The following is a 21,272-nucleotide window of genomic DNA, read 5'->3' on the forward strand; positions in this document are numbered from 1 at the left end:
CCAGGCCCGGCGGCGGAGGGTGACCGGGTGAGCCGGGCTGAGATCGTGGTCGACCTGGCGGCGATCCGCGGTAACGCGCACCGTCTCCGGGAGCATGCCGGCACCCCGTTGATGGCCGTGGTGAAGGCCGACGGTTACGGGCACGGGCTGGTCGAATCCGCCCGCGCGGCGCGCGAGGGCGGGGCCGCCTGGTTGGGGGTCGCGACCATCGACGAGGCGCTGGCGCTCCGTGCCGCGGGCGACGAGGGGCGGGTGCTGTGCTGGCTGACCGTGCCCGCCGACGACCTGGCCCCGGTCGTGGCGGCAGGCATCGACGTGTCGGCGTACACCCTCGCCGAACTCGACCAGGTCGCGGATGCGGTCCTCCGGGCGGGTCGCCCGGCGCGGCTCCAGATCAAGGTCGACACCGGCCTTTCCCGAGGGGGCGCCACCCCGGACACCTGGGCGGCCGTGATGCGCGCCGCCCGTCAGGGCGAGACCGAGGGTCGCTGGCGCGTCACCGGGGTGTGGTCGCACCTGTCCAGCAGTGACGAGGTCGACGACCCGGCCAACGACGAGCAGGAGAAGGTCTTCCGCGACGCCCTCGCGGTGGCCGACCGGGCCGGGCTGCGACCCGACGTACGGCACCTGGCCAACTCGGCCGCCGCCATCCACCGGCCGAGCAGTCGGTTCGACCTGGTGAGGTGCGGGATCTCGCTGTACGGCGTCGACCCGGCGCCCGGCGTCCGCGCGGACGTGTGGGACGGGCTCGGTCTCACCGCCGCGATGACGGTGCGGGCCGATCTCGCCCTGGTCAAGCAGGTCGAGGCCGGCGCCGCGGTCTCCTACGGCCGCCGCTGGACGGCTCCCGCACCGACCGTCCTCGGGTTGGTACCGATCGGGTACGCCGACGGGCTGAGCCGGGTGGCCAGCAACCGGGCCGAGGTGTGGGTCGCGGGCGAACGCCGCCCGGTGCGCGGCACCATCTGCATGGACCAGGTGGTGGTCGACCTGGGTGCCCCCGGGGTGGGGACGAAGCCGGAGGCGGGCGCGGACGTGCTCGTCTTCGGACCGGGCACGCGGGGTGAGCCCACCGCCCAGGACTGGGCCGAGGCCGGGGACACGATCGCCTACGAGGTGGTGACCCGCGTGGGCGGCCGGATGGTCCGGCGGCACGTCGACAGCGAGCGCGACCCCGCCACCACGCCCGAACCCTCGGACGACCCCATCGCCGACCCCATCGTCGACCAGGGGAGGGGCCGATGAGCCTCGCGACCCGGATCATCGCCGGTGCGGTGGGTGTGGCGGCCGCGGGCGCCACGGTCGCCGGTGTGGCGACCACGAGACGCCAGGCCGCCGCGATCCACGACCGCCCCGGCGACCCCGCTGCGGCCCCGCTGGGCAGCCTGCGCAGCCGCGGGCGCACCGTGGTCGCCGAGGACGGCGTACCCCTCCACGTGGAGGTCGACGAGGTCGATCCCGGGATGAACGATGCGGGGCTCCCGACCGTCGTGTTCGTGCACGGCTATGCGCTGAACGCCGACTGTTGGCACTTCCAGCGCGCCGCCCTGCGCGGACGGGTGCGCACCGTCTTCTACGACCAGCGTTCGCACGGGCGCTCCGGGCGGTCCGGGCTGGCCAATGCCACCATCGAGCAACTGGGCGTGGACCTGCGCGCGATCATCGAGCAGGTCGTGCCCGAGGGGCCCGTGGTCCTGGTCGGGCACTCGATGGGCGGCATGAGCGTCGTCGCGCTGGCCGCGCAGTACCCCGAGCTGTTCGGTCGCGCCGAGGACGGCGGCAAGGTCGCGGGGGTCTGCCTGATCTCCACCACCGCCGGCGGTCTCGACCCGAGCCGGGTCCTGTTCCCCCTGGTGCCCGCCCGAGTGGGCGGCGGCCTGGCCTACGGGATGGTCCGTGGCCTGGCCCGCAGCCACCGGGCGGTGGACGGCATCCGCCGGGCGGGCCGGACCGCGGCGGTGGTGCTCACCGACCGCTACTCCTTCGGCACCGAGGTGCCTGCCGGGTACGTCGAGTTCGTCGACGACATGCTCTCCGCGACCCCGTTCGAGGTGCTGGCCGAGTTCTTCCCGAGCTTCCGCGGCATGGACATGTTCGACGCCGTCGAGGCGATGAACGCCGTACCCACCACCATCATCTGCGGCACCCGTGATCGCATCACCTCCATTGGGCACAGCCGCAAACTGCACTCCCGCATCCCGCACTCGACGCTGGTCGAGTGCGAGGGTGCCGGCCACATGGTGATCATGGAGCGCCGGGCCGAGGTCGACGCCGAGATCGAGAAGCTCATCACCGCCGCCGGGAGTGCCGCCGCATGAGCCCTGCCCCGGAGAGGGATGTCGCATGAGTTCCCAGGTCAGCAGCCCCGAGCCCACGCCCGGGCTGGAGGTCGAGATCCACCGGATCGGCCCGGCGGAGGCGGCGACGGCGCTCGACATCGTGCGCGCGGCGTTCTCCGATCGGCCCGCGCTGGACCCGCCCGCCGCCGCGCTCAGTGAGACCGTCGCCAGCCTGGCCGACCGGCTGCACGGGGACCGCGGCCTGATGGCCACCCTGGACGGGCGGCCGGTCGGCACCCTGGTGCTCGACCCGATCGGGCGCACGATGTACCTGCGGCGCTTCGCCGTACGCCCCGGACTCCAGGGCAGGGGGATCGCGCACGCCATGATCGCCGCCGCCGTTGAGGATGCCCTCGCCCGCGGGGACGTCGAGGACCTCACCGTCGTCGCCCGGGAGGAGCTGCCGCGCACGGTGAGCTTCTGGGAGAAGCAGGGGTTCCGGGAGGTCGACCGTTACAGTCCCAACGTGGAGCTCCGCCGCCCGTTGCGTACGCACGTCGAGACCGCCGCGGACGCCGAGGAGATGCGTGGCCTCGGCCGACACCTGGCCGGCCGCCTGCGCGCCGGCGACCTGCTCGTGCTCAGCGGGGAGCTCGGCGCCGGCAAGACGACCTTCACCCAGGGGCTCGGCGAGGGCCTCGGCGTGCGCGGTCAGGTGACCTCGCCGACCTTCGTCATCGCCAGGGTCCATCCCTCGCTGACCGGGGGCCCCGAACTCGTCCATGTCGACGCCTACCGGCTCGGCTCCCTGGAGGAGCTCGACGACCTCGACCTCGACACCGAGCTCGACGAAGCGGTCACCGTGGTCGAGTGGGGAGAGGGCCTGGCCGAAGGGCTCTCCGAGTCGCGGCTCGAGGTCCGGATCCTCCGAGCGCTCACCACCGACGAACTCGACGGCGACCTGGATCCCCGTCGCGTCGAGATCACCCCGGTCGGGCCGCGCTGGCACGACCTCTCCGCCGACGGATGGGAGCTCCCGTGACGCTGCTGCTCGCCTTCGACACCGCCACCCCCCAGGTCGGGGTGGCGTTGTACGACGGCCACGACGTCGTGGCCGAGCTCGTCTCGGAGCGCTCCATGAAGCACGGCGAGCAGCTCGCTCCGCTGATCGCGTCCGCGCTCGATCAGGTCGGTGCGACCCGCCAGGACCTCACCGGCATCGCGGTGGGCGCCGGGCCGGGGCCCTTCACCGGGCTCCGCGTCGGCCTGGTCACCGCCCGCACCCTCGGCTTCGTCCTGCGGATCCCCGTCCGTGCGGTCTGCACACTGGACGTGGTCGCGGTCGAGGTGGCCGAGGAGCAGCGGGGCGGGCTCGGGACCAGCGGTGCCGAACCGGCCTTCGCCGTGGCGACCGACGCACGTCGCAAGGAGGTCTACCTGGCGGTCTACGACGCCACCGGAGCCCGGCTTACCGGCCCCGTGGTCGAACGCCCCGCCACCGTGGCCACCCGTCTCCCCGTGGCGGGTGAGGGCGCGGTGCTCTACCCCGACTCCTTCCCGAACCCGCTCGGCCCGACCCGCCCCAGTGCCGGCTGGCTGGCCCGGGCGGTCGCCCAGGACCGGGCCGAGCTGCTCGAGCCCGAGCCGCTCTACCTCCGCCGCCCCGACGCGGAGGCACGCTACGGCGCCCGGCCGTGAGCACCGCCGTACCCCCGCCCGAGCGGCGGGGCCCTGCTCCGGGCCCGGCGATGGTGACGGTACGCCGGGCGGCCGCGGAGGATCTGCCGGCCGTGGTCGGACTGGAACTCGACTGCTTCGGTGAGGATGCCTGGACCCGCGACTACCTGGTGGGTCTCCTCCCCGGTGCGGACACCTTCGCCTCGCTCTGGGTCGCCGAGACCTCGGCGGGCGAGATCCTGGGCCACGCCATCCTCAGCGTCGTCTTCGAGACCGCCGAACTCCAGCGGATCGCGGTCGCCGGCTCGGCCCGCCGCCGCGGGATCGCCCGGGTGCTGCTAGCCGAGGTCACCGGACAGGCCACCGCCTCGGGGGCCGAGCGCCTGCTGCTGGAGGTGCGCGAGCTCAACCAGCCCGCCCTGCGGCTCTACCGACGGGCCGGCTTCACCGAACTCGACCGCCGCCCCCGCTACTACCGCGACGGCTCCACCGCCGTCGTGATGGCCAGCGAACTGATCGACCAGCCTCCCTCCGGGTAGCCCGGGACGGAGCGATCCGGCCGGGTCGTGGGATCGGGGCGTTGGGTCGGGGCGTTGGGTCGGGGCGTTGGGTCGGGGCGTTGGGTCGGGTGGGGAGACACACCACCACGAGAACAGTGCCGAGGGGACGGGGCGTGTCCGGGAGGGCGAGGAGGCACAATGTCGGGCATGGCCACCTTGTCGACACCAGATCACAGTGACGACGGTCCGCTCGTCCTCGGGATCGAGACGTCCTGCGACGAGACGGGAGTCGGGATCGTGCGGGGCCGTACGCTCCTCGCCGATGCCGTGGCGAGCAGCGTGGAGGAGCACGCGAGGTTCGGGGGCGTGGTGCCCGAGGTGGCCAGCCGGGCGCACCTGGAGGCGATGGTGCCGACCATCGAGCGCGCCTGCGAGGACGCCGGCGTCCGGCTCGAGGACCTCGATGCGGTGTCGGTGACCAGCGGTCCCGGCCTGGCCGGTGCGCTGCTGGTGGGGGTGGCCGCGGCGAAGGCGCTCGCGCTGGGTCTCGGCAAGCCGATCTACGGCGTCAACCACCTTGCCGCCCACGTCGCCGTCGACCAGCTCGAGCACGGCCCGCTGCCCGAGCCCGCGATCGCGATGCTGGTCAGCGGCGGACACTCCAGTCTGCTGCGGGTCACCGACGTGACCGTCGGCGTCGACCCGATGGGCGCGACCATCGACGACGCGGCGGGGGAGGCCTTCGACAAGGTCGCCCGGCTGCTGGGACTGCCCTTCCCCGGCGGCCCGCACGTCGACCGGGCGGCGCGCAGTGGCAGCAGCGTGGCGATCGACTTCCCGCGTGGTCTCAGCTCGCGCCGCGACCTCGAGCGGCACCGCTTCGACTTCAGCTTCTCCGGGCTCAAGACCGCGGTCGCGCGCTGGATCGAGGCCCAGCAGCGGACCGGTGAGCCGGTGCCGGTGGCCGACGTCGCCGCGAGTTTCCAGGAGGCCGTGTGCGACGTCCTGCTCCGGAAGGCGCTGGACGCCGCCACCTCCGAGGGCATCGACGACCTGCTGATCGGTGGCGGCGTGGCCGCCAACTCCCGGTTGCGGGTGATGGCCGAGGAGCGCGCCGGCGAGCTGGGCATCCGCGTGCGCGTGCCGCGCCCGGGCCTGTGCACCGACAACGGCGCCATGGTGGCCGCCCTCGGTGCCGAGATGGTCGCCCGCGGCCGTACGCCGTCCGCGCTCGACCTCCCCGCCGATTCCTCGCAGCCGATCACCGACGTCCTGGTCTGACCCGGCGCGGGCGACCTGGGACGGCCCGCCCGGCGGCCCGAGGTCGGCCCGATCGCCTGTTGCTCAGGGCCGGGTGCCCAGAGCGTACGGCGAGGAGAAGGGCGCGGCTTGGGTCGGGCCGGCGGCGTACTCGGTCGATCCGTCCAGCCCGATCCGCAGGATCGCCCATTCCCGGCCCTGGTTGAGGATGGCCAGCACGCTGTCCTCGTCCTCCCAGGTCATGTCCGTGATGGTGGGGCCCTCCGGTCGGTCGGGGTCGGACTCGGAGACGAGGTCGAGCACCGGGAACCCGCTCTCGGTGTGGAGGACGGCGAGCTCCCCGGTGCCGAAGCCCTCGAACCCGATCTCGTGGGTGGCGAGGACGTGCTGCCGGTCGGGGGAGAAGGAGAGCGGCATGTGGTCGCAGGTCTGCCACCGGCGCTGTTGCTCGTCGCGTAGCTCACTGCACCACGCCATGTCGTCCACGGAGCGCAGCAGCCCGAGGACCTGACGTCGATCATCGGCATCTGACACGTCGAGGAGTGCCTGTCCGGGAGGACGGGCCACGTCGAGGAAGCCGCGCGAGTCCCAGACCCAGCTCTCCCGCCCCTCCCGGGAGTCGGTGGTGAACCAGATCGCGCAGCCGTCCCCGTCGCCCTCGCACCCCTGACCGGTCACGGCGACGGCCTGCGGCCCACTGCCCCGCCGGGCCGCCCGCCCGATGCCGGGTTCGCCCATCTCCGGTTGCAGGTAGCGGGGGCGCCGGTCCCGCCCGATCCAGGCGACCACCGTCAGGTCGTCGTTGGTGACCAGCGGGCCGTACCCCGACGGGTAGGACGATCTCACGGTCCCGTCCTCCTCGAGTACGTCGACCCGCCGACCGTCCGGCCGTTGCGCCACGATCCGGTCACCGAGGACGGCGACATCGGTGTAGGTGTGCTCGGTGGGCACGGTGCGATCCGCGAGGTGGATCTCTCGGCCCTGGATCCAGGGCACCTCCGGCGCGTCTCCGGCGGGATGTCCGGTGAAGGTCAGCGTGCCGGTGATCGTCTCCTCGGGCTGCGGGCTGGGAGTGGACGTCGATTCGTGGGCGGGCGCAGGGTCGCGATCCCAGCCTCCGCCCAGCGCCGCCCGGAGCGGCACCACGATCACGAGGACGGCGGCGGCGACGGCGAGGAGCGCGCCGCCCTGGCGGCGCCGGCGGATCGAGCGCGCCCGACGGCGGACCTGGTCGAGTCCGAGCGGAGCCCGGTCGAGCCCGGCCCCCCGTCGAGCGAGTTCGCGGCGGACCAGGGTCTCCGCGCCGTCGCGGGGTTCGCCCTGGCCGGAGGGGAAGTCCTGACTCATTGCTCCCGCCCCTCCTCTCGAAGCTCGGCAGGCACCTGGTCACGTAGCGCCCGCAGTGCCCGGCTGGCCTGGGATTTCACCGTGCCCACCGAGATGCCGAGCACGTCGGCCACCTCGACGGCGGTGAGTTGTTCGTAGTAGCGCAGCACCACCACGGCGCGCGCCCGGGGCGGCAGCCCCTGCACGAGCTCCCATACGGCGGCGGCGGTGCCGTCGTCGTACTCCTCGGCCGCGGGGGTCTCCGGAAGTTCGCTGCGCACCACCTCCCTCCGCTTCCAGGCGCGCCGCCACAGTGACGTGGTCTCGTTGACCATGATCCGGCGCACATAGCCGTCCAGTGCGCCCGGATCCTCGATCCTGTCCCAGGCGAGGTAGAGCTTGGCCAGGGAGGTCTGGAGCACGTCCTCGGCCTGGTGGGGGTCGCCGGTGAGCAGATAGGCGGTGCGCAGCAGCGCCGGTTGGCGCATGACCAGGTACGCCGTGAAGTCGGCGTCCTTGGCTTCGGGTCGATCCACCGTCGCGACCGCCTCCGCCCGTCTCGTCGACATCGTCCCACCTCCGGCCACTCCCACGCTGTGGAAGGAGGACGCCGCCCGCGCCCGGAGGGTTGCACCGGGTAGCCGTGTGGTGGCGGCCGCGCCGGCGCACGGCCGGGCGCCCACCTGGGGGCGTGCCCGGCCCGGTGTCCGACGGCACGCCGGCGGCTACCCGTCGGCGGTGAGGGCTTCGACCAGTTGACGCTCGGCCTCGTCCAGATAGCGCTCGAGTGCGGCCGCGGCCTCCTCGGCGCGGCCGTCGAAGAGGAGGTCGCAGATGTGCCGGTTCTCGGCGAGATAGGCCTCGTGGAAGGCGCGGGGCGCGGCCATCACATGGAAGACCAGGCGCTGCTCGGCGAGCACGTGGCTCGCCGCGTCATCGAGCCGGACGCTGCCGGCGAGACCGACGATGGCCTGGTGGAAGTGCATGTTCGCGGTGCCCACCTCGGGCCAGGCGCTCCGCCGGGCCGCGGCCTCGCCCTCCTCGACGGCGGCCCGGACCCGGTCGAGCGCCCCCGCGGGTGCCTGCGCCGCGCGACGTAGGGACGAGCACTCGACCACCCGGCGGAATCCGTAGAGGTCGCGGACGTCCTCCACGGCGAGGGTGCGGACGAAGACGCCGCGGTGGAACCGGTGCACCAGGAGGCGCTCGTGGGTGAGCAGGCGGAACGCCTCGCGCAGGGTGTTGCGCGAGACCCCGAGGGCCTCCCCGAGGTCCTCCTCGGAGAGACGGGTGCCGGGCAGCAGGCGCCCCTCGGTCACGTAGTTCCGCAGCACCCCGGCCACTCGCGCGGCCGTGCTCGAACCGCTGATCGCGGTGCGCTCCAGGGTGAGCTCGCGGACCCAGTGGGTACTGCTCGTGTGCGCCATCTGGTCCTCGTCGTCGGCCCGGCCCGGTGTCAGTGTTGGTGGTGATGGTGTCGGTGTCGGTGGTCGAGACTATCCAACCGCAGATTGAAGAATTGTTGAACAACTTTTAGGGTGCGTGACGGCGCCCACAGCACGGTCCGGCCGGGCGCCGATCACCACGACTCTCAGCGGATGAGCAGGAGAACCGAGATGAGCACACCCCACGACGCGGCGCCGAAGCCGGCCGCGACCGGTGCCCGGGCCAGGAGAGGGGCGCTGCTGGGGGCCATGTTCCTGATGGCCACCAGCGCCATCGGTCCGGGCTTCATCACCCAGACCACGGTGTTCACCGCCGAGCTCGGGGCGGCGTTCGCCTTCGCGATCCTGGTGAGCCTGCTGGTCGACGTGGCCGTCCAGCTCAACGTGTGGCGGATCATCGGCATCTCCGGGCTCCGCGCCCAGGATCTCGCCAACCGGGTGCTGCCCGGTGCCGGCTACGTCCTCGCCGCCCTGGTGGTCTTCGGCGGGCTCGTGTTCAACATCGGCAACATCGGCGGCACCGCCCTCGGCGCGAACGCGATGGTCGGGGCCGACGTGAAGCTCGGCGGCGCAGTCTCCGCCGCGATCGCCGTCGCGATCTTCCTCAGCAAGCGGGCCGGCGTCGCGATGGACCGCATCGTGGTCGTGCTGGGCCTGCTGATGATCGCGATGGTCACCTACGCGGTGGTGATCTCCGAGCCCCCCGTCGGGGACGCCCTCAAGCAGACCGTCCTGCCCGATGAGGTCAGCTTCCTGATCATCACCACCCTGATCGGCGGCACCGTGGGCGGCTACATCACCTACGCCGGTGCACACCGGCTGATCGACTCCGGCATCACCGGACCCGAGCACACCGGCGAGATCACCCGTGGCTCCACGGTCGGGGTGCTGGTCACCGGAGTGATGCGCGCCCTGCTGTTCCTCGCCGTACTCGGTGTGGTCGCCGGCGGTGCCACCCTGGCCACCGACAACCCGCCGGCCTCCGCGTTCGAGCACGCGCTCGGCGACATCGGGGTGCACCTGTTCGGGGTCATCCTGTGGGCGGCCAGCATCACCTCGGTGATCGGTGCCTCCTACACCTCGGTCTCCTTCCTGGCGACCTTCTCCGGTTGGCTCGGCCGGCACCGCAACGCGGTGACGGTGGCGTTCATCGCCATCTCCACGGCGGTGTTCCTGGCGCTGGGCCAGGCGCCGGTGACCCTGCTGGTCCTCGCCGGCGCGCTGAACGGCCTGATCCTCCCGGTCGGCCTCGGCATCTTGATGTGGGTGGCGCTGTTCCGGGCCCACGACCTGCTCGGCGGCTACCGGTTCCCGCGCTGGCTGCTGGTGATCGGGGTGGCGGCCTGGCTGCTCACCCTCTACCTGGGCTGGCAATCGCTGGAGGGCATCAAGGAGTTGTGGTGAGTGTGCGAGGGCACGGTTCGAGGACGGAGAAGATGACACGATGACCACCACCATCGACCTGAACGCCGACCTCGGTGAGAGCTTCGGGCAGTGGACCCTCGGAGACGACGAGGCCCTGCTGGGGGTCGTCACCAGTGCCAACGTCGCCTGCGGGTTCCACGCCGGCGACCCCACCGTCCTGCGCCGCGCCTGCGAGCAGGCCGCCGAGCGTGGCGTGGTGATCGGTGCCCAGGTGGGCTACCGGGACCTGCCGGGCTTCGGACGACGGTTCATCGACGTGGCTCCTTCCGAGCTCACCAACGACGTGCTCTACCAGATCGGCGCCCTCGAGGCGTTGGCCCGGGTGGCAGGCACCCAGGTGTCCTACGTCAAGCCGCACGGGGCCCTCTACAACGCGATCGTCCACCACGAGCAGCAGGCCGCCGCCGTGGTCGAGGCGGTGCGCCGCTACGACCCCACCCTCCCGGTGCTGGGGCTGCCGGGCTCGGTGTGGTTGGCCTATGCCGAGGAGGCCGGTCTGAGCGTGATCCCGGAGGCCTTCGCCGACCGGGCCTACACCCCCGAGGCCACCCTGGTCTCCCGCCGGGAGGAGGGCGCGGTCCTGCACGAGGTCGAGGTGGTGGCCGAGCGCTGCGTCCGGATGGCCCGCTCGGGCGAGGTCGAGGCGATCGACGGCAGCGTGGTGCCGGTCAGCGCGCGGTCGCTGTGCGTGCACGGCGACAGTCCCGGGGCGGTGGCGATGGCCCGGGCGGTCCGCGCCGGACTCGAGTCGGCAGGCGTCGCGGTGGCCCCGTTCGTCGCGGGAGGGACCCCGTGAGGGTGCTGCCCTGTGCCGACGTCGGACTGCTCGTCGAGCTGGACGACCTCGACGACGTGCTCGCCCTCTACGCGGCGTTGGTCGACGACCCTCCTGCGGGGGTCGTCGACCTGGTGCCGGCCGCACGCACGCTGCTGGTCCGAACGGGGCCCGGCGCCGATCAGGCCGCGGTGGCGGCGACGGTGACCGCGTCCCGGCGCGAGCGCGGTGTCCGACCCGACGCCGGGCGCGTCGAGATCCCGGTGACCTACGACGGTGAGGACCTGGCCGAGGTCGGCGAGCTCACCGGACTGGGGGAGCGGGGCGTCGTGGAGGCACACACCGCCCAGGAATGGACGGTCGCCTTCTGCGGCTTCGCCCCCGGCTTCGGGTACCTGGTCGGTGAGGACGAGCGCCTCCACGTGCCCCGCCGGTCGGATCCGCGCACCAAGGTGCCCGCGGGAGCGGTCGGCCTGGCCGGGGAGTTCTCCGGGATCTACCCGCGCGAGTCCCCGGGCGGCTGGCAGCTGATCGGCCGTACCACCACCCCGATCTGGGACCTCGACCGGACGCCGCCGGCGCTGCTCTCGGCGGGTGTGCGGGTCCGGTTCGTGGAGGCCTGATGTCGGCGTTGGAGATCGTGGAGACCGGTCCGCTCACGACGGTCCAGGACCAGGGCCGGCCGGGGCAGGCGGCGCTCGGCGTCGGGATCTCGGGGGCGGCGGACCGGAGAAGCCTGCGGCTGGCCAACCGCCTGGTCGGCAACGCGGAGGAGGCGGCCGGCCTGGAGGTGACCTTCGGGGGGCTGGTGCTGCGGGCCCGCGGTGACCTCCTGGTGGCCCTCACCGGAGCCGCGGCGCCGGTCACGGTGGCCGGCTCGCCGATGGCGACCAACTCCTTGGTGCGCGTCCCCGACGGGGCCGAGTTGCGCGTCGGTACGCCGACCGCGGGGGTGCGCAGCTACCTCGCGGTGCGCGGTGGCGTCGACGTACCCCCGGTTCTGGGCTCGCGCTCGACCGACGTGATGGCCCGCCTCGGCCCGGCCGTCCTCGAACCGGAGCACACCCTTGCGGTCGGGCGGCCGGCGCATCCGCTCCCCGACACCGACCTGGCCCCGGTCGCCCCACCGACCGAGGGTGAGATCGTCCTCCGGGTGGTGCCCGGACCCCGGCACGACTGGTTCGTGCCGGAGGCCCTCGAGGTGCTGACCGGCTCGGTCTACCAGGTCACCACCGACAGCGACCGCGTCGGCATGCGGCTCTCCGGCGCAGAGCTGGAGCGTGCCCGCGACGACGAACTCCCCAGCGAGGGGATGGTGCCCGGCGCGCTCCAGGTGCCGCCGTCGGGCCGACCCACCCTGTTCCTCGCCGACCACCCCATGACCGGCGGCTATCCGGTGATCGCGGTGGTCCTCGACGCTGACCTCGACCTGGCCGCCCAGGCCCGCCCGGGCCAGGGGATCCGGTTCGTTCCGGCCTCCTCCACCTCCTCCCGCCGATCAGGAAGCGACCACCGATGAGCAGCGCCGCCATGAGCGAACCCGCCGCGATGTCCCCCGACCGGGCCCGGGCGATCTTCCGGGCCGGCCGGCGTACGCCGACCGCGGGCTGGTGTGCCGGCTACACCCAGGCCAACCTGATCGCGGTGCCCCGCGATCTCGCCTACGACGTGCTCCTGTTCGCCCAGCGCAACGCGCAGCCGTGTCCGGTGCTGGACGTCACCGAGCCGGGCGAGCTCTCGGCGGGGATCTTCGCCGGCGACCTGCGCACCGACCTGCCCGGCTACCGCATCTACCGCGACGGCGACCTGGTCGAGGAGGTGAGCGACGCGTCGCCGTACTGGCGCGATGACCTGGTGGCCTTCCTGATCGGCTGCAGCTTCACCTTCGAGGACGCGCTGCTCGAGGCCGGCGTCCCGGTGCGTCACATCGAGGCGGGCAGCAACGTGCCGATGTACCGCACCTCGCGCCAGTGCCGCCCCGCCGGCTCGCTGTCGGGGCCCATGGTGGTCTCGATGCGACCGGTCCCCGCCGAGTCGGTGGCGACCGCGGTGCGGGTCACCTCGCGCTATCCGGCCGTGCACGGAGCGCCGGTCCACGTGGGTGACCCCCGCGCCCTGGGCATCGCGGACCTGGACGCGCCCGACTTCGGCGACCCCGTCGAGGTCCGCCCCGGTGAGGTGCCGGTCTTCTGGGCCTGTGGCGTCACCCCGCAGGCCGCCGTGATGCAGTCCCGGCCCGCCTTCGCCATCGGACACGCTCCGGGCATGATGGCGATCACCGACGCCCGCGACTCGAGCTTCCTGGTGCCCTGAGCCGCTGGGCGGTCAACCGAGGGGGAGCGGCTCCACCAGCAGGCAGGTGCCCTCACCGGCGACCCGGGTGAGCACGATGGTGGCCTCCTCGGTGCCGACGAGGGAGAGCCGCTTGCGCAGTTGATCGGGGACGACGGAGACGCCGCGCTTCTTGATCGTCAGCCGGCCGATGTGACGGCTGCGTAGGGCCGCCCGCAATTGCTTCTCGCGGTAGGGGAGCTCCTCGAGCACGCGGTAGCCCCGGGCGAAGGGGGAGCGGAAGGCCGCGTCGCCGGTGACGTAGGCGATGTGCTCGTCGACCAGGCCGCCGCCGACCCCGGCGGCGACCGCGGTGACCAGGCCGGCCCGGATGACGGCTCCGTCGGGTTCGTAGAGGAACTCGCCCACCGTCCGCACCTGGGCGCCGGGATCGTCGTCCTCGGTGAGGGTGGCCAGCCCGCCGTCCCCGATCACGGTCGCCCGCCGGGCCGCCGTGGCGAGGCGGCCCGCCCACAGTGCGGCCTCCTTGACCTCGCCGTGATCGCTGACCCACTCCGCCTCCACTCCCGCAGGGACGAGATCGTGCGGGATGCCGGGCGCGACCTTGACGCAGGCGTCGCGGCGCAGCAGTGACTCCACGAACGGCCACGGCGGCGTCCAGCCGTCGACGTCGAAGACCCGGCCGCGCGCCGACCTACGGGCCGGGTCGGCGAAGGCAACGTCGAAGCCGGTGTGGTCGACGGCGGTGGCATCGGCCACCTGGACGGCCCCCGGCAGGTTCAATGCGGCGAGGTTCGCCTCGGCCACCGCCACCCGGACGGGATCCAGGTCGATCCCGGCGACGGTGATCCCGGCCCGGGCGGCGGCGATCAGGTCACCACCGATGCCGCAGCCGAGATCGATGAGGGTGCCGGCCCCGAAGGCGTTCAGGCGCGCGGCTCGGTGGGTGGCGACAGGCCGCCGGGTGGCCTGCTCCAGGCCGTCGGGGGTGAAGTACATCCGCGCGGCGTCCGTCCCGAACTTGGCGCTCGCCCGGGCGCGCAGGTCGACCTGGGTCAGCGCCGCCGCCACCTGCGCCGGCTCGGCCGTACGCCGGAGCTCGGTCTGGGCGCGCAGCGGGTCCAGGTCGGCCAGATCGCCGGCCCGGGCCTGGAGCTCCTGGCCCTCGTCGGTGAGCAGCCACCCGAACGCATCCAGATCCATGCCCCGATCCTCCCAGGCGGCACGTCGTCCGGGTTCCTCGAGGCCGGTCCGGCCCAGCTGCCTCGCCGGTGGGCCGGGATGAACACCTGGTGTCCTCTCTGGCACTCCTTGAGGGCGAGTGCTAGCGTTTGCGTTGGCACTCTCCCCGTGAGTGTGCCAATCGCTTGCCAGAGCCGAGGGCGACCCCCGCGACGGCGCCAGACGCAGATCCGGCAGGCACATGTCATCCGCCCTAAGCAACAAGGATAAGTGGAGGTCGACAACGTGTCGGTCAACATCAAGCCCCTCGAGGACCGCGTCCTGGTGAAGCAGGTCGAGGCTGAGCAGACCACCGCTTCTGGTCTGGTCATCCCGGACACCGCCAAGGAGAAGCCCCAGGAGGGCGAGGTCGTGGCCGTGGGCCCGGGCCGGTTCAACGAGGACGGCGACGAGCGCGTCCCGATGGACGTGAAGGTCGGCGACAAGGTCATCTACAGCAAGTACGGCGGCACCGAGGTCAAGTACGCCGGCGAGGAGTTCCTTCTCCTCTCCACCCGCGACATCCTCGCGATCGTTTCCTGATCTGATCCGGGACGTCATGCGAGTCGGTTGCTTCCGCAGCCGCCTCGCGTGACGTCCCGTCGCCTTTCCCAGAGGAGCACACATGCCGAAGATCCTGGAGTTCGACGAGAAGGCCCGGCAGGCCTTGGAGCGTGGCGTCAACGCACTCGCCGACACCGTCAAGGTGACGCTCGGTCCCAAGGGCCGCTACGTCGTCCTCGACAAGAAGTGGGGCGCGCCCACCATCACCAACGACGGTGTGACCGTCGCGCGTGAGGTCGAGCTGGACGACCCGTTCGAAAACCTCGGTGCGCAGCTGACCAAGGAAGTTGCCACCAAGACCAATGACGTCGCCGGTGACGGCACGACCACCGCGACCGTGCTCGCCCAGGCGATGGTGCACGAGGGCCTCCGTGCCGTCGCCGCCGGTGCCAACCCGATGGGCCTCAAGCGCGGCATGGACGCCGCCGCGTCCGCGGTCGGCGACGCGCTGCGCGCCGCTGCCCGTGAGGTGGAGACCAAGGAGGACATGTCCTCGGTCGGCACCATCTCCAGCCGTGACAAGGTGATCGGCGACCTGCTCGCCGAGGCCTTCGACAAGGTGGGCAAGGACGGTGTGATCACCGTCGAGGAGTCCAGCACGATGGGCACCGAGCTCGAGTTCACCGAGGGCATGCAGTTCGACAAGGGCTACATCTCGGCGTACTTCGTGAGCGACCCCGAGCGGATGGAGGCCGTCCTCGACGACCCGTACATCCTGCTGCACCAGGGCAAGATCTCCTCGATCCAGGAGCTGCTGCCCCTGCTGGAGAAGGTCATGCAGGCCGGCAAGCCGCTGTTCATCCTCGCCGAGGACGTCGACGGCGAGGCGCTGTCCACCCTGGTGGTCAACAAGATCAAGGGCACCTTCAACGTCGCCGCGGTGAAGAGCCCGGCGTTCGGTGACCGCCGCAAGGCCATGATGCAGGACATCGCGATCCTGACCGGTGGCACCGTGGTCGCCCCCGAGGTCGGCCTGAAGCTCGAGCAGGTCGGGCTCGAGGTGCTCGGCCAGGCCCGCCGCGTCGTGGTGACCAAGGACAACACCACCATCATCGAGGGCGCCGGCGACGGCGCCGAGGTGGACGCCCGGGTCAACCAGATCAAGGCCGAGATCGACAACACCGACTCCGACTGGGACCGCGAGAAGCTCCAGGAGCGCCTCGCCAAGCTCGCCGGCGGTGTCTGCGTGATCAAGGTCGGCGCCGCCACCGAGGTGGAGCTGAAGGAGAAGAAGCACCGCATCGAGGACGCCGTCTCCGCGACCCGCGCCGCGATCGAGGAGGGCATCGTCTCCGGCGGTGGCTCCGCGCTCATCCACGCCGTCTCCGCACTCGAGGGTGACCTCGGGCTCAGCGGTGACGAGGCCGCCGGCGTCCGCATCGTGCGGAAGGCCGCCGACGAGCCGCTGCGCTGGATCGCCGAGAACGGTGGCGAGAACGGCTACGTCGTCACCACCAAGGTGCGTGACGGTGGCAAGGACAACGGTCCGCTGTTCGGCTACAACGCCGCCACCGGCGAGTACGGCGACCTGGTCGCCCAGGGCGTCATCGACCCGGTGAAGGTGACCCGCTCGGCGCTGGTCAACGCCACCTCGATCGCCGCCATGCTGCTGACCACCGAGACTCTCGTGGTCGACAAGCCCGAGGAGGAGGCGGCCCCCGCCGCCGGTCACGGGCACGGGCACGGTCACTGACCTCACCCTCGCAGCCACACCACACGGCCCGGCGTACCGCACTGGTACGCCGGGCCGTGTCGTTGTTCGGGGGTTGCTCGGCCGGGAGACCTCATCGGGGCCCGGCCGGCCGGATGCTCAGGCCTGGGCGGGAGTCTCCGGTGCCGGCGGGGTCTCGGGCGCGACCGCCTTCTCCTCCGGCTTGCTCGCGATGAGGGGCAGGACCCAGCGGGCATCGGGGTCGGCCTCGACCAGGGTGGCCCGGACCAGGAGCGTGAGCGGCACCGCCAGCAGGGCACCGAGCGGGCCGATCGCCCACGCCCAGAAGACCAGGGACAGGAAGGTGATGGTCGCCGAGAGCCCGACCCGGTCGCCGACCACCCGGGGCTGGATCACGGACTGGATCAGGAAGTTGATGACGCTGTAGACCGCGATCACCACCAGCATCAGACCCGGCCCGCCCTCGAGCAGTCCGATCAGGGCCGGCGGGATCACGCCGATGACGAAGCCGATGTTGGGGATGAAGTTGGTGACGAAGGCCAGCACACCCCACACGAACGCGGCGGGGATGCCCAGCAGCCACAGCGCGCCGACGTCGATGATGGCCACGATGAGACCGAACCCGGCCGAGACGGCCATGTAGTTGCGGGTGCCCAGGGCGAAGGAGCGCATGGCGTCGATGAAGTAGGGGCGCCGCGCGTGGATGGACTCCATCACCTGGTTGGTGCGGGTGGTGTCGAAGGCCAGGAAGAGAAGCAGGGTCAGGATGAAGACCAGCCCAGAGACGATGCCGAGGGCACTGGAGAGGATCTCGCCCGCCGCACTGAGCAGGGAGCCGAGATCGAATGCGTCGGCGATCGCGTCGATCTGCTCCTCCCCGATCCCCAGCCCGCTGAGCTGCGAGGTGAAGTCGTTGATGGTCGAGCGGATCTCCGCGGAGTACTCGGGGACCAGGGTGGCGGTGCGCGCGACCGAGACGACCAGTGCGAGCGCCAGCGCGATCAACACGAAGTAGGCCACCAGCACCATCAAGGTGGAGGCCAGCCAGTCCGGCATGCCGGTGGCCCGCAGCCGGCGCCGCAGTGGGTGCACCGTGATGGTGAGGACGAGAGCCAGGAAGGCGGGTCCTACGAGTTCGGCCACCGCCTGGATGCCCGCCATCGCGATGGTGAAGGCCGCTCCCACTGCGAGTACGACGACGATGCGGGGGTACTTCTGGGTCTCCATGCCTCACCCTTCTTTCTGATCGCGTCGACGCTATCGGCTCGCGGCGACCCCCGCGACGTGCCACCCCGGCGTGGCCGGCGGGGAATCGCCCGTCGTCGGCCGCTAGGGTCGGTATCCGGTCCACCAGCAGCCCAGGAGGGTCCCCATGCTTCGTGACTGGCTCAATCTCTCGTGGAAGACCTTGATGGTCCGCGGGTTCATCGCGCTCGGGTTCGGTCTGGTCGTGATGATCTGGCCCGAGCCGACCGTGATCACCCTGATGGTGCTGTGGGGCATCTTCGCCCTGGTCGAGGCCCTGGCGATGTTCGCGTCCTCGGTACGCTCCGGGGTCCCGACCGGTGCCCGGATCACCTACGCCGTGATGGGCCTGGTCGCCCTCGCGGTCGGCGTACTCGCGCTGGCGAGGCCGTCGATGACCGCGGCCGCGGTCACCCTCCTGATCGGCATCTGGCTCCTGGTCAGAGCGGTCTTCGAGGTGGCCGGCGCCTTCTCGGCTGCGGGATTCGCGCGCGGGCTGCTGATCGGCAGCGCCATCGCCGACGTCGTCATCGGACTCCTGTTCGTGACCAACCCCGGCAGGTCGACCCTGGCGGTGGCCTTCCTGCTCGGGCTCCTGCTCGCGATCTGGGGCCTCATCTTCGTGATCGCCGGCTTCGTGATGCGGAAGATGGCCCGCGATCTGGAGCCCACGGTGGGCGAGGTGATCAGTTCCCACGACGAGACTCCGGGGGAGTCGGAGGGCCGAGGCCCGACCCCGCCCGGACTCACCTGACCCGCTCGGATCCGGCTCGCCGGCCCGGACGAGGGGGCGCCGCCGGTCCGACCCGACCGGCGGCGCCTCACCCTGCCCATTGACAAGCCGCACCTACATATCAGTCGTCGTCGGTGGCGACGAACATCGCCCAGATGATGACCACCGAGAGGGCGATCATGATGATCGCCCAGATCGGGGTGTACGGCAGCCACATGAAGTTGGCGATCAGCACCATGGCCGCGACCACCACGCCGAGGGCGCGGGCCCATGCGGCCCGGCGGAAGACGAAGAAGCCGACCGCGCCCAGGGCGAGGCCGAGGATGATGTGGCTCCAGCCCCAGGCGGTGCGGTCGAACTCGAAGGTGTAGTTGATCCCTTCGAGCACGACGTCGTTCTGGAAGAGCGCCACGACGCCTTCGATGATCTGGAGGCAGGCGACGACCATCATCATCATGCCGGCGAAGGCGGCCAGGCCGTTGGCCCAGGTACGGGTGGTGGTCATGACGTGGGTTTCCCCTCTCACGTTGGCCCCGCGGGCGCAGGGCGCGGCAAGCCAGACTCTAGGGAAACGCTGACCGATCCCGCTCGCTGCGCGCCGCGATGCGGCACGCCGAACTTCGCCGCGCTCGCTCGATGGGTCCAGCGTGCCCTCGCTCCCACGGTTGCCGGACGCACTCGCCTCGCGTCGCCGGTATCGATCGGCGATTCCTAGCGCGCGGTGGCTCCCCCGGGGTGGGCGACTCTCCTAGATTGATGGCGATGGAGAGGGGTGGTCCCAGGATGGGTACGCCGGCGGCCGCGCGCCGCGCCGAGCAACCGGAGGGTGGCCGCTGGAGACTGCGGTGGGGTGACCTCGGCCGTGCGCTGCTCGCCCTCGCCGGAGGCACCTGCGGGGTGCTGCTGGCGTCCTGGCTGCTGCCCGGTTTCGCCGTGGCGAACACCTGGCAGGCGGTGGTCGTCGCCCTGCTGTTGTTGGTGGCCGGGCTGGTGCTGCGCCCCTTCCTGGTGTGGGCCGCGGTGCTGACCGGGTGGGTGGGGGCGGTGCTGCTCGGGTTCTTCGGTCAGGCCCTGCTGCTGTGGCTCGCGCTGGCCGCCGCGCTGGGTGAGGAGGCCGGCTTCTTCACCACCCTCGTCGCCTCATGGATCATCGCCGCGGTCTCCACGCTGGTGGCGTGGGTGGCGACCGCGGGCACCGACGATGCGGTGACCTCCCAACTCCTGGGCCGGGCGCACCGCTCCCCGCAGCGGGTGCCGGACCCGGAGATCCCCGGGATCGTCTTCATCCAGGCCGACGGTGTGCCCTTCCCGGTGCTGGACTGGGGCGTGCGCGCAGGCACCCTGCCCACGCTGACCCGCTGGGTGCGCGGCGGGAGCCACAAGATGGTGGAGTGGCGACCAGCGCTGCCGGCGACCACGCCGGCCAGTCAGCTGGGCATCCTGCACGGCACCATCGACGGGGTGCCCGCCTTCCGCTGGGTGGACCGGGAACTCGGACGCACGCTGGTCGCCAACCAGCCGGGTGACGCCGCGGTGATCGAGCGCAAGCACAGCAACGGCCGTGGATTGCTCGCCGACGATGGGGTGTCGGTGAGCAACCTGTTCACCGGTGACGCGCCGACCGCGCTGGCGACGATGAGCGCCGTGGGTCGTAGCCAGGAGACCCGGCAGACCCGGGAGATGATCTCCACCTTCCTGGCCCGGCCGAACGGCTGGGCGAGATCGCTGTCCCGTTCGATCAGCGAGATCGCCCGCGAGCGCTTCCAGTCCTCCCAGGCGCGTCGGCGCGACGTACGACCCCGCGTGCACCGCGGCTGGAGCTTCACCCTCGAACGTGCGGCGATCAACGGCGTCCTCCGCGACCTCAACACCACCCTGGTCGGGGAGGCGATGCTCCAGGGCAAGCGGTCGATCTACGTCGACTTCGTCGACTACGACACCGTGGCACACCACGTCGGACTGATGCAGCCCGAGGCGCTCAGCGCCCTGGAGGGGATCGACGCGGTACTGGGCCACCTCGAGCGACTGAGCGCGGTCACCCCACGGCCCTACCACCTGGTGGTCCTCTCCGATCACGGTCAGAGCCAGGGCGAGATCTTCGAGGACAGGTACGGTGAGGGACTGGCCGAGCTGGTCGCCCGGCTCAGCGACGCCCGGGTCCACAGCGCCTACGACAACGCCGAGGGCACCGGGGCACTCACCTCGATGGTCGGCGGTGCCGGTGACCCCGAGACGGTGATGGGTCGGGCGATGTCCCGGGCCTCGGCCCGGCTCGCCGAGCACGCGGAGACGCTCGCCTCCGGCACCAGCGCTCGACCGGCCGCCGAGGAGCACGCCTTCGAGGTCTTCGGCTCCGGCAATCTCGGTCTGATCTACGTCGCCGGAGCCGGGCAGCGGCTCCGTCTGGACGAACTGGTCGACCGCTTCCCCGCCCTCGTGCCCGGCCTGGCAGCGCATCCGGGGATCGGGTTCGTGGTGGTCGACACCGCCGAGCACGGTCCGGTGGTGCTCGGCGCCGAGGGCGAGCACCACCTTCGCGAGGGAGTCGTGACCGGGATCGACCCGCTGCGCGGCTTCGGTCCCGAGGCGCCGGAGTTCGTGCTGCGCGCCGCCTCGATGCCCGAGGCCCCCGACATCTACGTCAACAGCCTGGTCGACGACTTCGGCGAGGTGGCGGCCTTCGAGGGGCTGGTGGGCTGCCACGGGGGACTCGGCGGATGGCAGGACCGGGCGATGCTGGTCTGGCCGGCCGAACTGCCGCCGCCCCCGGAGATGATCACCGGGGCCGACGCGCTCCACCGGGTCCTGGTCGGGTGGCTGGAGCATCTCGGCCACCGCCGGGACCTGTGACCGGGCTA

The 21,272-nt window shown here is 72.0% G+C and carries 21 protein-coding genes; 15 read left to right on the forward strand and 6 right to left on the reverse strand.

Annotated elements, in window-relative coordinates; translation table 11 throughout:
* Positions 1–27 precede the first annotated feature (27 nt).
* The 6 genes from alr (at position 28) to tsaD (ending at position 5,737) form a co-directional block, all read left to right on the forward strand.
* Positions 28–1,245: an alanine racemase gene (gene alr, locus G515_RS21580; RefSeq protein ID WP_084653582.1), complete on the forward strand. Its 1,218-nt coding sequence runs from the start codon at positions 28–30 to the stop codon at positions 1,243–1,245.
* Positions 1,242–2,318 (forward strand): alpha/beta fold hydrolase, encoded by a 1,077-nt coding sequence (locus tag G515_RS21585; RefSeq protein WP_036555551.1) that lies wholly within the window; start codon positions 1,242–1,244, stop codon positions 2,316–2,318. The genes alr and G515_RS21585 overlap by 4 nt, the downstream gene beginning before the upstream one ends.
* A 25-nt stretch (positions 2,319–2,343) precedes the next feature.
* Positions 2,344–3,321 (forward strand): tRNA (adenosine(37)-N6)-threonylcarbamoyltransferase complex ATPase subunit type 1 TsaE, encoded by a 978-nt coding sequence (gene tsaE, locus G515_RS23110; protein WP_084653584.1) that lies wholly within the window; start codon positions 2,344–2,346, stop codon positions 3,319–3,321.
* Positions 3,318–3,977 (forward strand): tRNA (adenosine(37)-N6)-threonylcarbamoyltransferase complex dimerization subunit type 1 TsaB, encoded by a 660-nt coding sequence (gene tsaB / locus G515_RS0114255; protein ID WP_342662879.1) that lies wholly within the window; start codon positions 3,318–3,320, stop codon positions 3,975–3,977. Before tsaE ends, tsaB begins: the two co-directional genes overlap by 4 nt.
* A complete protein-coding gene (rimI, locus tag G515_RS21590; protein ID WP_245565410.1) occupies positions 3,974–4,495 on the forward strand; it encodes a ribosomal protein S18-alanine N-acetyltransferase in 522 nt (173 codons plus the stop codon). The genes tsaB and rimI overlap by 4 nt, the downstream gene beginning before the upstream one ends.
* Before the next feature lie 168 nt (positions 4,496–4,663).
* Positions 4,664–5,737, forward strand: coding sequence for a tRNA (adenosine(37)-N6)-threonylcarbamoyltransferase complex transferase subunit TsaD (gene tsaD, locus G515_RS0114265; protein WP_051218444.1), 1,074 nt, complete (start codon positions 4,664–4,666; stop codon positions 5,735–5,737).
* 63 nt (positions 5,738–5,800) lie between these two features.
* Here the strand turns inward: tsaD and G515_RS0114270 are convergent, their stop codons facing one another.
* The 3 genes from G515_RS0114270 to G515_RS0114280 all read right to left on the reverse strand — a co-directional run bounded on the left by G515_RS0114270 (position 5,801) and on the right by G515_RS0114280 (position 8,469).
* Positions 5,801–7,063 (reverse strand): hypothetical protein, encoded by a 1,263-nt coding sequence (locus tag G515_RS0114270; RefSeq protein WP_028660675.1) that lies wholly within the window; start codon positions 7,061–7,063, stop codon positions 5,801–5,803.
* Positions 7,060–7,611 (reverse strand): SigE family RNA polymerase sigma factor, encoded by a 552-nt coding sequence (locus G515_RS0114275; protein ID WP_051218395.1) that lies wholly within the window; start codon positions 7,609–7,611, stop codon positions 7,060–7,062. Before G515_RS0114275 ends, G515_RS0114270 begins: the two co-directional genes overlap by 4 nt.
* Before the next feature lie 156 nt (positions 7,612–7,767).
* The gene (locus G515_RS0114280; protein ID WP_028660677.1) at positions 7,768–8,469 is read right to left on the reverse strand and encodes a GntR family transcriptional regulator; all 702 of its coding nucleotides are present in this window, start codon (positions 8,467–8,469) and stop codon (positions 7,768–7,770) included.
* A 189-nt stretch (positions 8,470–8,658) separates the two neighbouring features.
* Between G515_RS0114280 and G515_RS0114285 the strand changes: the two genes are divergently transcribed.
* Genes G515_RS0114285 through G515_RS0114305 form a run of 5 tightly spaced genes read left to right on the forward strand, consistent with a single transcriptional unit; the run spans position 8,659 to position 13,000 of the window.
* A complete protein-coding gene (locus G515_RS0114285) occupies positions 8,659–9,891 on the forward strand; it encodes an NRAMP family divalent metal transporter (protein ID WP_028660678.1) in 1,233 nt (410 codons plus the stop codon).
* 40 nt (positions 9,892–9,931) lie between these two features.
* Complete coding sequence (locus G515_RS0114290) at positions 9,932–10,708, forward strand: LamB/YcsF family protein (RefSeq protein WP_028660679.1); 777 nt, start codon at positions 9,932–9,934, stop codon at positions 10,706–10,708.
* The gene (locus G515_RS0114295; RefSeq protein WP_028660680.1) at positions 10,705–11,310 is read left to right on the forward strand and encodes a 5-oxoprolinase subunit B family protein; all 606 of its coding nucleotides are present in this window, start codon (positions 10,705–10,707) and stop codon (positions 11,308–11,310) included. The genes G515_RS0114290 and G515_RS0114295 overlap by 4 nt, the downstream gene beginning before the upstream one ends.
* Positions 11,310–12,206, forward strand: a complete 897-nt coding sequence (locus tag G515_RS0114300) for a 5-oxoprolinase subunit C family protein (protein WP_028660681.1) — start codon at positions 11,310–11,312, stop codon at positions 12,204–12,206. The genes G515_RS0114295 and G515_RS0114300 overlap by 1 nt, the downstream gene beginning before the upstream one ends.
* Positions 12,203–13,000: a putative hydro-lyase gene (locus G515_RS0114305; RefSeq protein ID WP_211221039.1), complete on the forward strand. Its 798-nt coding sequence runs from the start codon at positions 12,203–12,205 to the stop codon at positions 12,998–13,000. Before G515_RS0114300 ends, G515_RS0114305 begins: the two co-directional genes overlap by 4 nt.
* 12 nt (positions 13,001–13,012) lie before the next feature.
* On the opposite strand, the gene G515_RS0114310 is transcribed toward G515_RS0114305, so the two are convergent.
* The gene (locus tag G515_RS0114310) at positions 13,013–14,182 is read right to left on the reverse strand and encodes a class I SAM-dependent methyltransferase (protein ID WP_028660683.1); all 1,170 of its coding nucleotides are present in this window, start codon (positions 14,180–14,182) and stop codon (positions 13,013–13,015) included.
* Positions 14,183–14,446: 264 nt separating this feature from the next.
* Between G515_RS0114310 and groES the strand changes: the two genes are divergently transcribed.
* A complete protein-coding gene (gene groES, locus G515_RS0114315) occupies positions 14,447–14,743 on the forward strand; it encodes a co-chaperone GroES (RefSeq protein WP_028660684.1) in 297 nt (98 codons plus the stop codon).
* Positions 14,744–14,825: 82 nt separating this feature from the next.
* Entirely contained in the window at positions 14,826–16,457 is a 1,632-nt protein-coding gene (gene groL / locus G515_RS0114320) for a chaperonin GroEL (RefSeq protein ID WP_028660685.1), read from the forward strand.
* A gap of 117 nt (positions 16,458–16,574) precedes the next feature.
* On the opposite strand, the gene G515_RS21595 is transcribed toward groL, so the two are convergent.
* Complete coding sequence (locus G515_RS21595; RefSeq protein WP_036555557.1) at positions 16,575–17,663, reverse strand: AI-2E family transporter; 1,089 nt, start codon at positions 17,661–17,663, stop codon at positions 16,575–16,577.
* Between the two features lie 145 nt (positions 17,664–17,808).
* Between G515_RS21595 and G515_RS0114330 the strand changes: the two genes are divergently transcribed.
* Positions 17,809–18,435 carry an HdeD family acid-resistance protein gene (locus G515_RS0114330; RefSeq protein ID WP_028660686.1) on the forward strand — a complete coding sequence of 209 codons (627 nt, stop codon included), beginning with the start codon at positions 17,809–17,811 and terminating at the stop codon, positions 18,433–18,435.
* A gap of 100 nt (positions 18,436–18,535) precedes the next feature.
* On the opposite strand, the gene G515_RS0114335 is transcribed toward G515_RS0114330, so the two are convergent.
* Positions 18,536–18,919: a DUF7144 family membrane protein gene (locus G515_RS0114335; RefSeq protein ID WP_028660687.1), complete on the reverse strand. Its 384-nt coding sequence runs from the start codon at positions 18,917–18,919 to the stop codon at positions 18,536–18,538.
* Between the two features lie 257 nt (positions 18,920–19,176).
* Here G515_RS0114335 and G515_RS21600 point away from each other — a divergent pair, with 257 nt between their 5' ends.
* Positions 19,177–21,264 carry an alkaline phosphatase family protein gene (locus G515_RS21600; protein ID WP_169570616.1) on the forward strand — a complete coding sequence of 696 codons (2,088 nt, stop codon included), beginning with the start codon at positions 19,177–19,179 and terminating at the stop codon, positions 21,262–21,264.
* Positions 21,265–21,272: the final 8 nt, after the last annotated feature.

Origin of the sequence: Nocardioides insulae DSM 17944, assembly GCF_000422825.1 — a bacterium.
Classification (GTDB): Bacteria; Actinomycetota; Actinomycetes; order Propionibacteriales; family Nocardioidaceae; genus Nocardioides; species Nocardioides insulae.

Excerpts from the sequence above, each read along its gene's own strand:
- G515_RS0114300 (WP_028660681.1), top strand. The coding sequence starts at position 11,310 with ATGTCGGCGTTGGAGATCGTGGAGACCGGTCCGCTCACGACGGTCCAG.
- G515_RS0114285 (WP_028660678.1), top strand. The coding sequence starts at position 8,659 with ATGAGCACACCCCACGACGCGGCGCCGAAGCCGGCCGCGACCGGTGCC.
- G515_RS0114330 (WP_028660686.1), top strand. The coding sequence starts at position 17,809 with ATGCTTCGTGACTGGCTCAATCTCTCGTGGAAGACCTTGATGGTCCGC.
- G515_RS0114270 (WP_028660675.1), bottom strand. The coding sequence starts at position 7,063 with ATGAGTCAGGACTTCCCCTCCGGCCAGGGCGAACCCCGCGACGGCGCG.
- G515_RS0114305 (WP_211221039.1), top strand. The coding sequence starts at position 12,203 with ATGAGCAGCGCCGCCATGAGCGAACCCGCCGCGATGTCCCCCGACCGG.
- G515_RS21595 (WP_036555557.1), bottom strand. The coding sequence starts at position 17,663 with ATGGAGACCCAGAAGTACCCCCGCATCGTCGTCGTACTCGCAGTGGGA.
- G515_RS0114275 (WP_051218395.1), bottom strand. The coding sequence starts at position 7,611 with ATGTCGACGAGACGGGCGGAGGCGGTCGCGACGGTGGATCGACCCGAA.
- G515_RS0114335 (WP_028660687.1), bottom strand. The coding sequence starts at position 18,919 with ATGACCACCACCCGTACCTGGGCCAACGGCCTGGCCGCCTTCGCCGGC.
- tsaD (WP_051218444.1), top strand. The coding sequence starts at position 4,664 with ATGGCCACCTTGTCGACACCAGATCACAGTGACGACGGTCCGCTCGTC.
- tsaE (WP_084653584.1), top strand. The coding sequence starts at position 2,344 with ATGAGTTCCCAGGTCAGCAGCCCCGAGCCCACGCCCGGGCTGGAGGTC.
- G515_RS0114280 (WP_028660677.1), bottom strand. The coding sequence starts at position 8,469 with ATGGCGCACACGAGCAGTACCCACTGGGTCCGCGAGCTCACCCTGGAG.
- G515_RS21600 (WP_169570616.1), top strand. The coding sequence starts at position 19,177 with ATGGAGAGGGGTGGTCCCAGGATGGGTACGCCGGCGGCCGCGCGCCGC.
- groL (WP_028660685.1), top strand. The coding sequence starts at position 14,826 with ATGCCGAAGATCCTGGAGTTCGACGAGAAGGCCCGGCAGGCCTTGGAG.
- G515_RS0114310 (WP_028660683.1), bottom strand. The coding sequence starts at position 14,182 with ATGGATCTGGATGCGTTCGGGTGGCTGCTCACCGACGAGGGCCAGGAG.
- G515_RS0114290 (WP_028660679.1), top strand. The coding sequence starts at position 9,932 with ATGACCACCACCATCGACCTGAACGCCGACCTCGGTGAGAGCTTCGGG.
- G515_RS21585 (WP_036555551.1), top strand. The coding sequence starts at position 1,242 with ATGAGCCTCGCGACCCGGATCATCGCCGGTGCGGTGGGTGTGGCGGCC.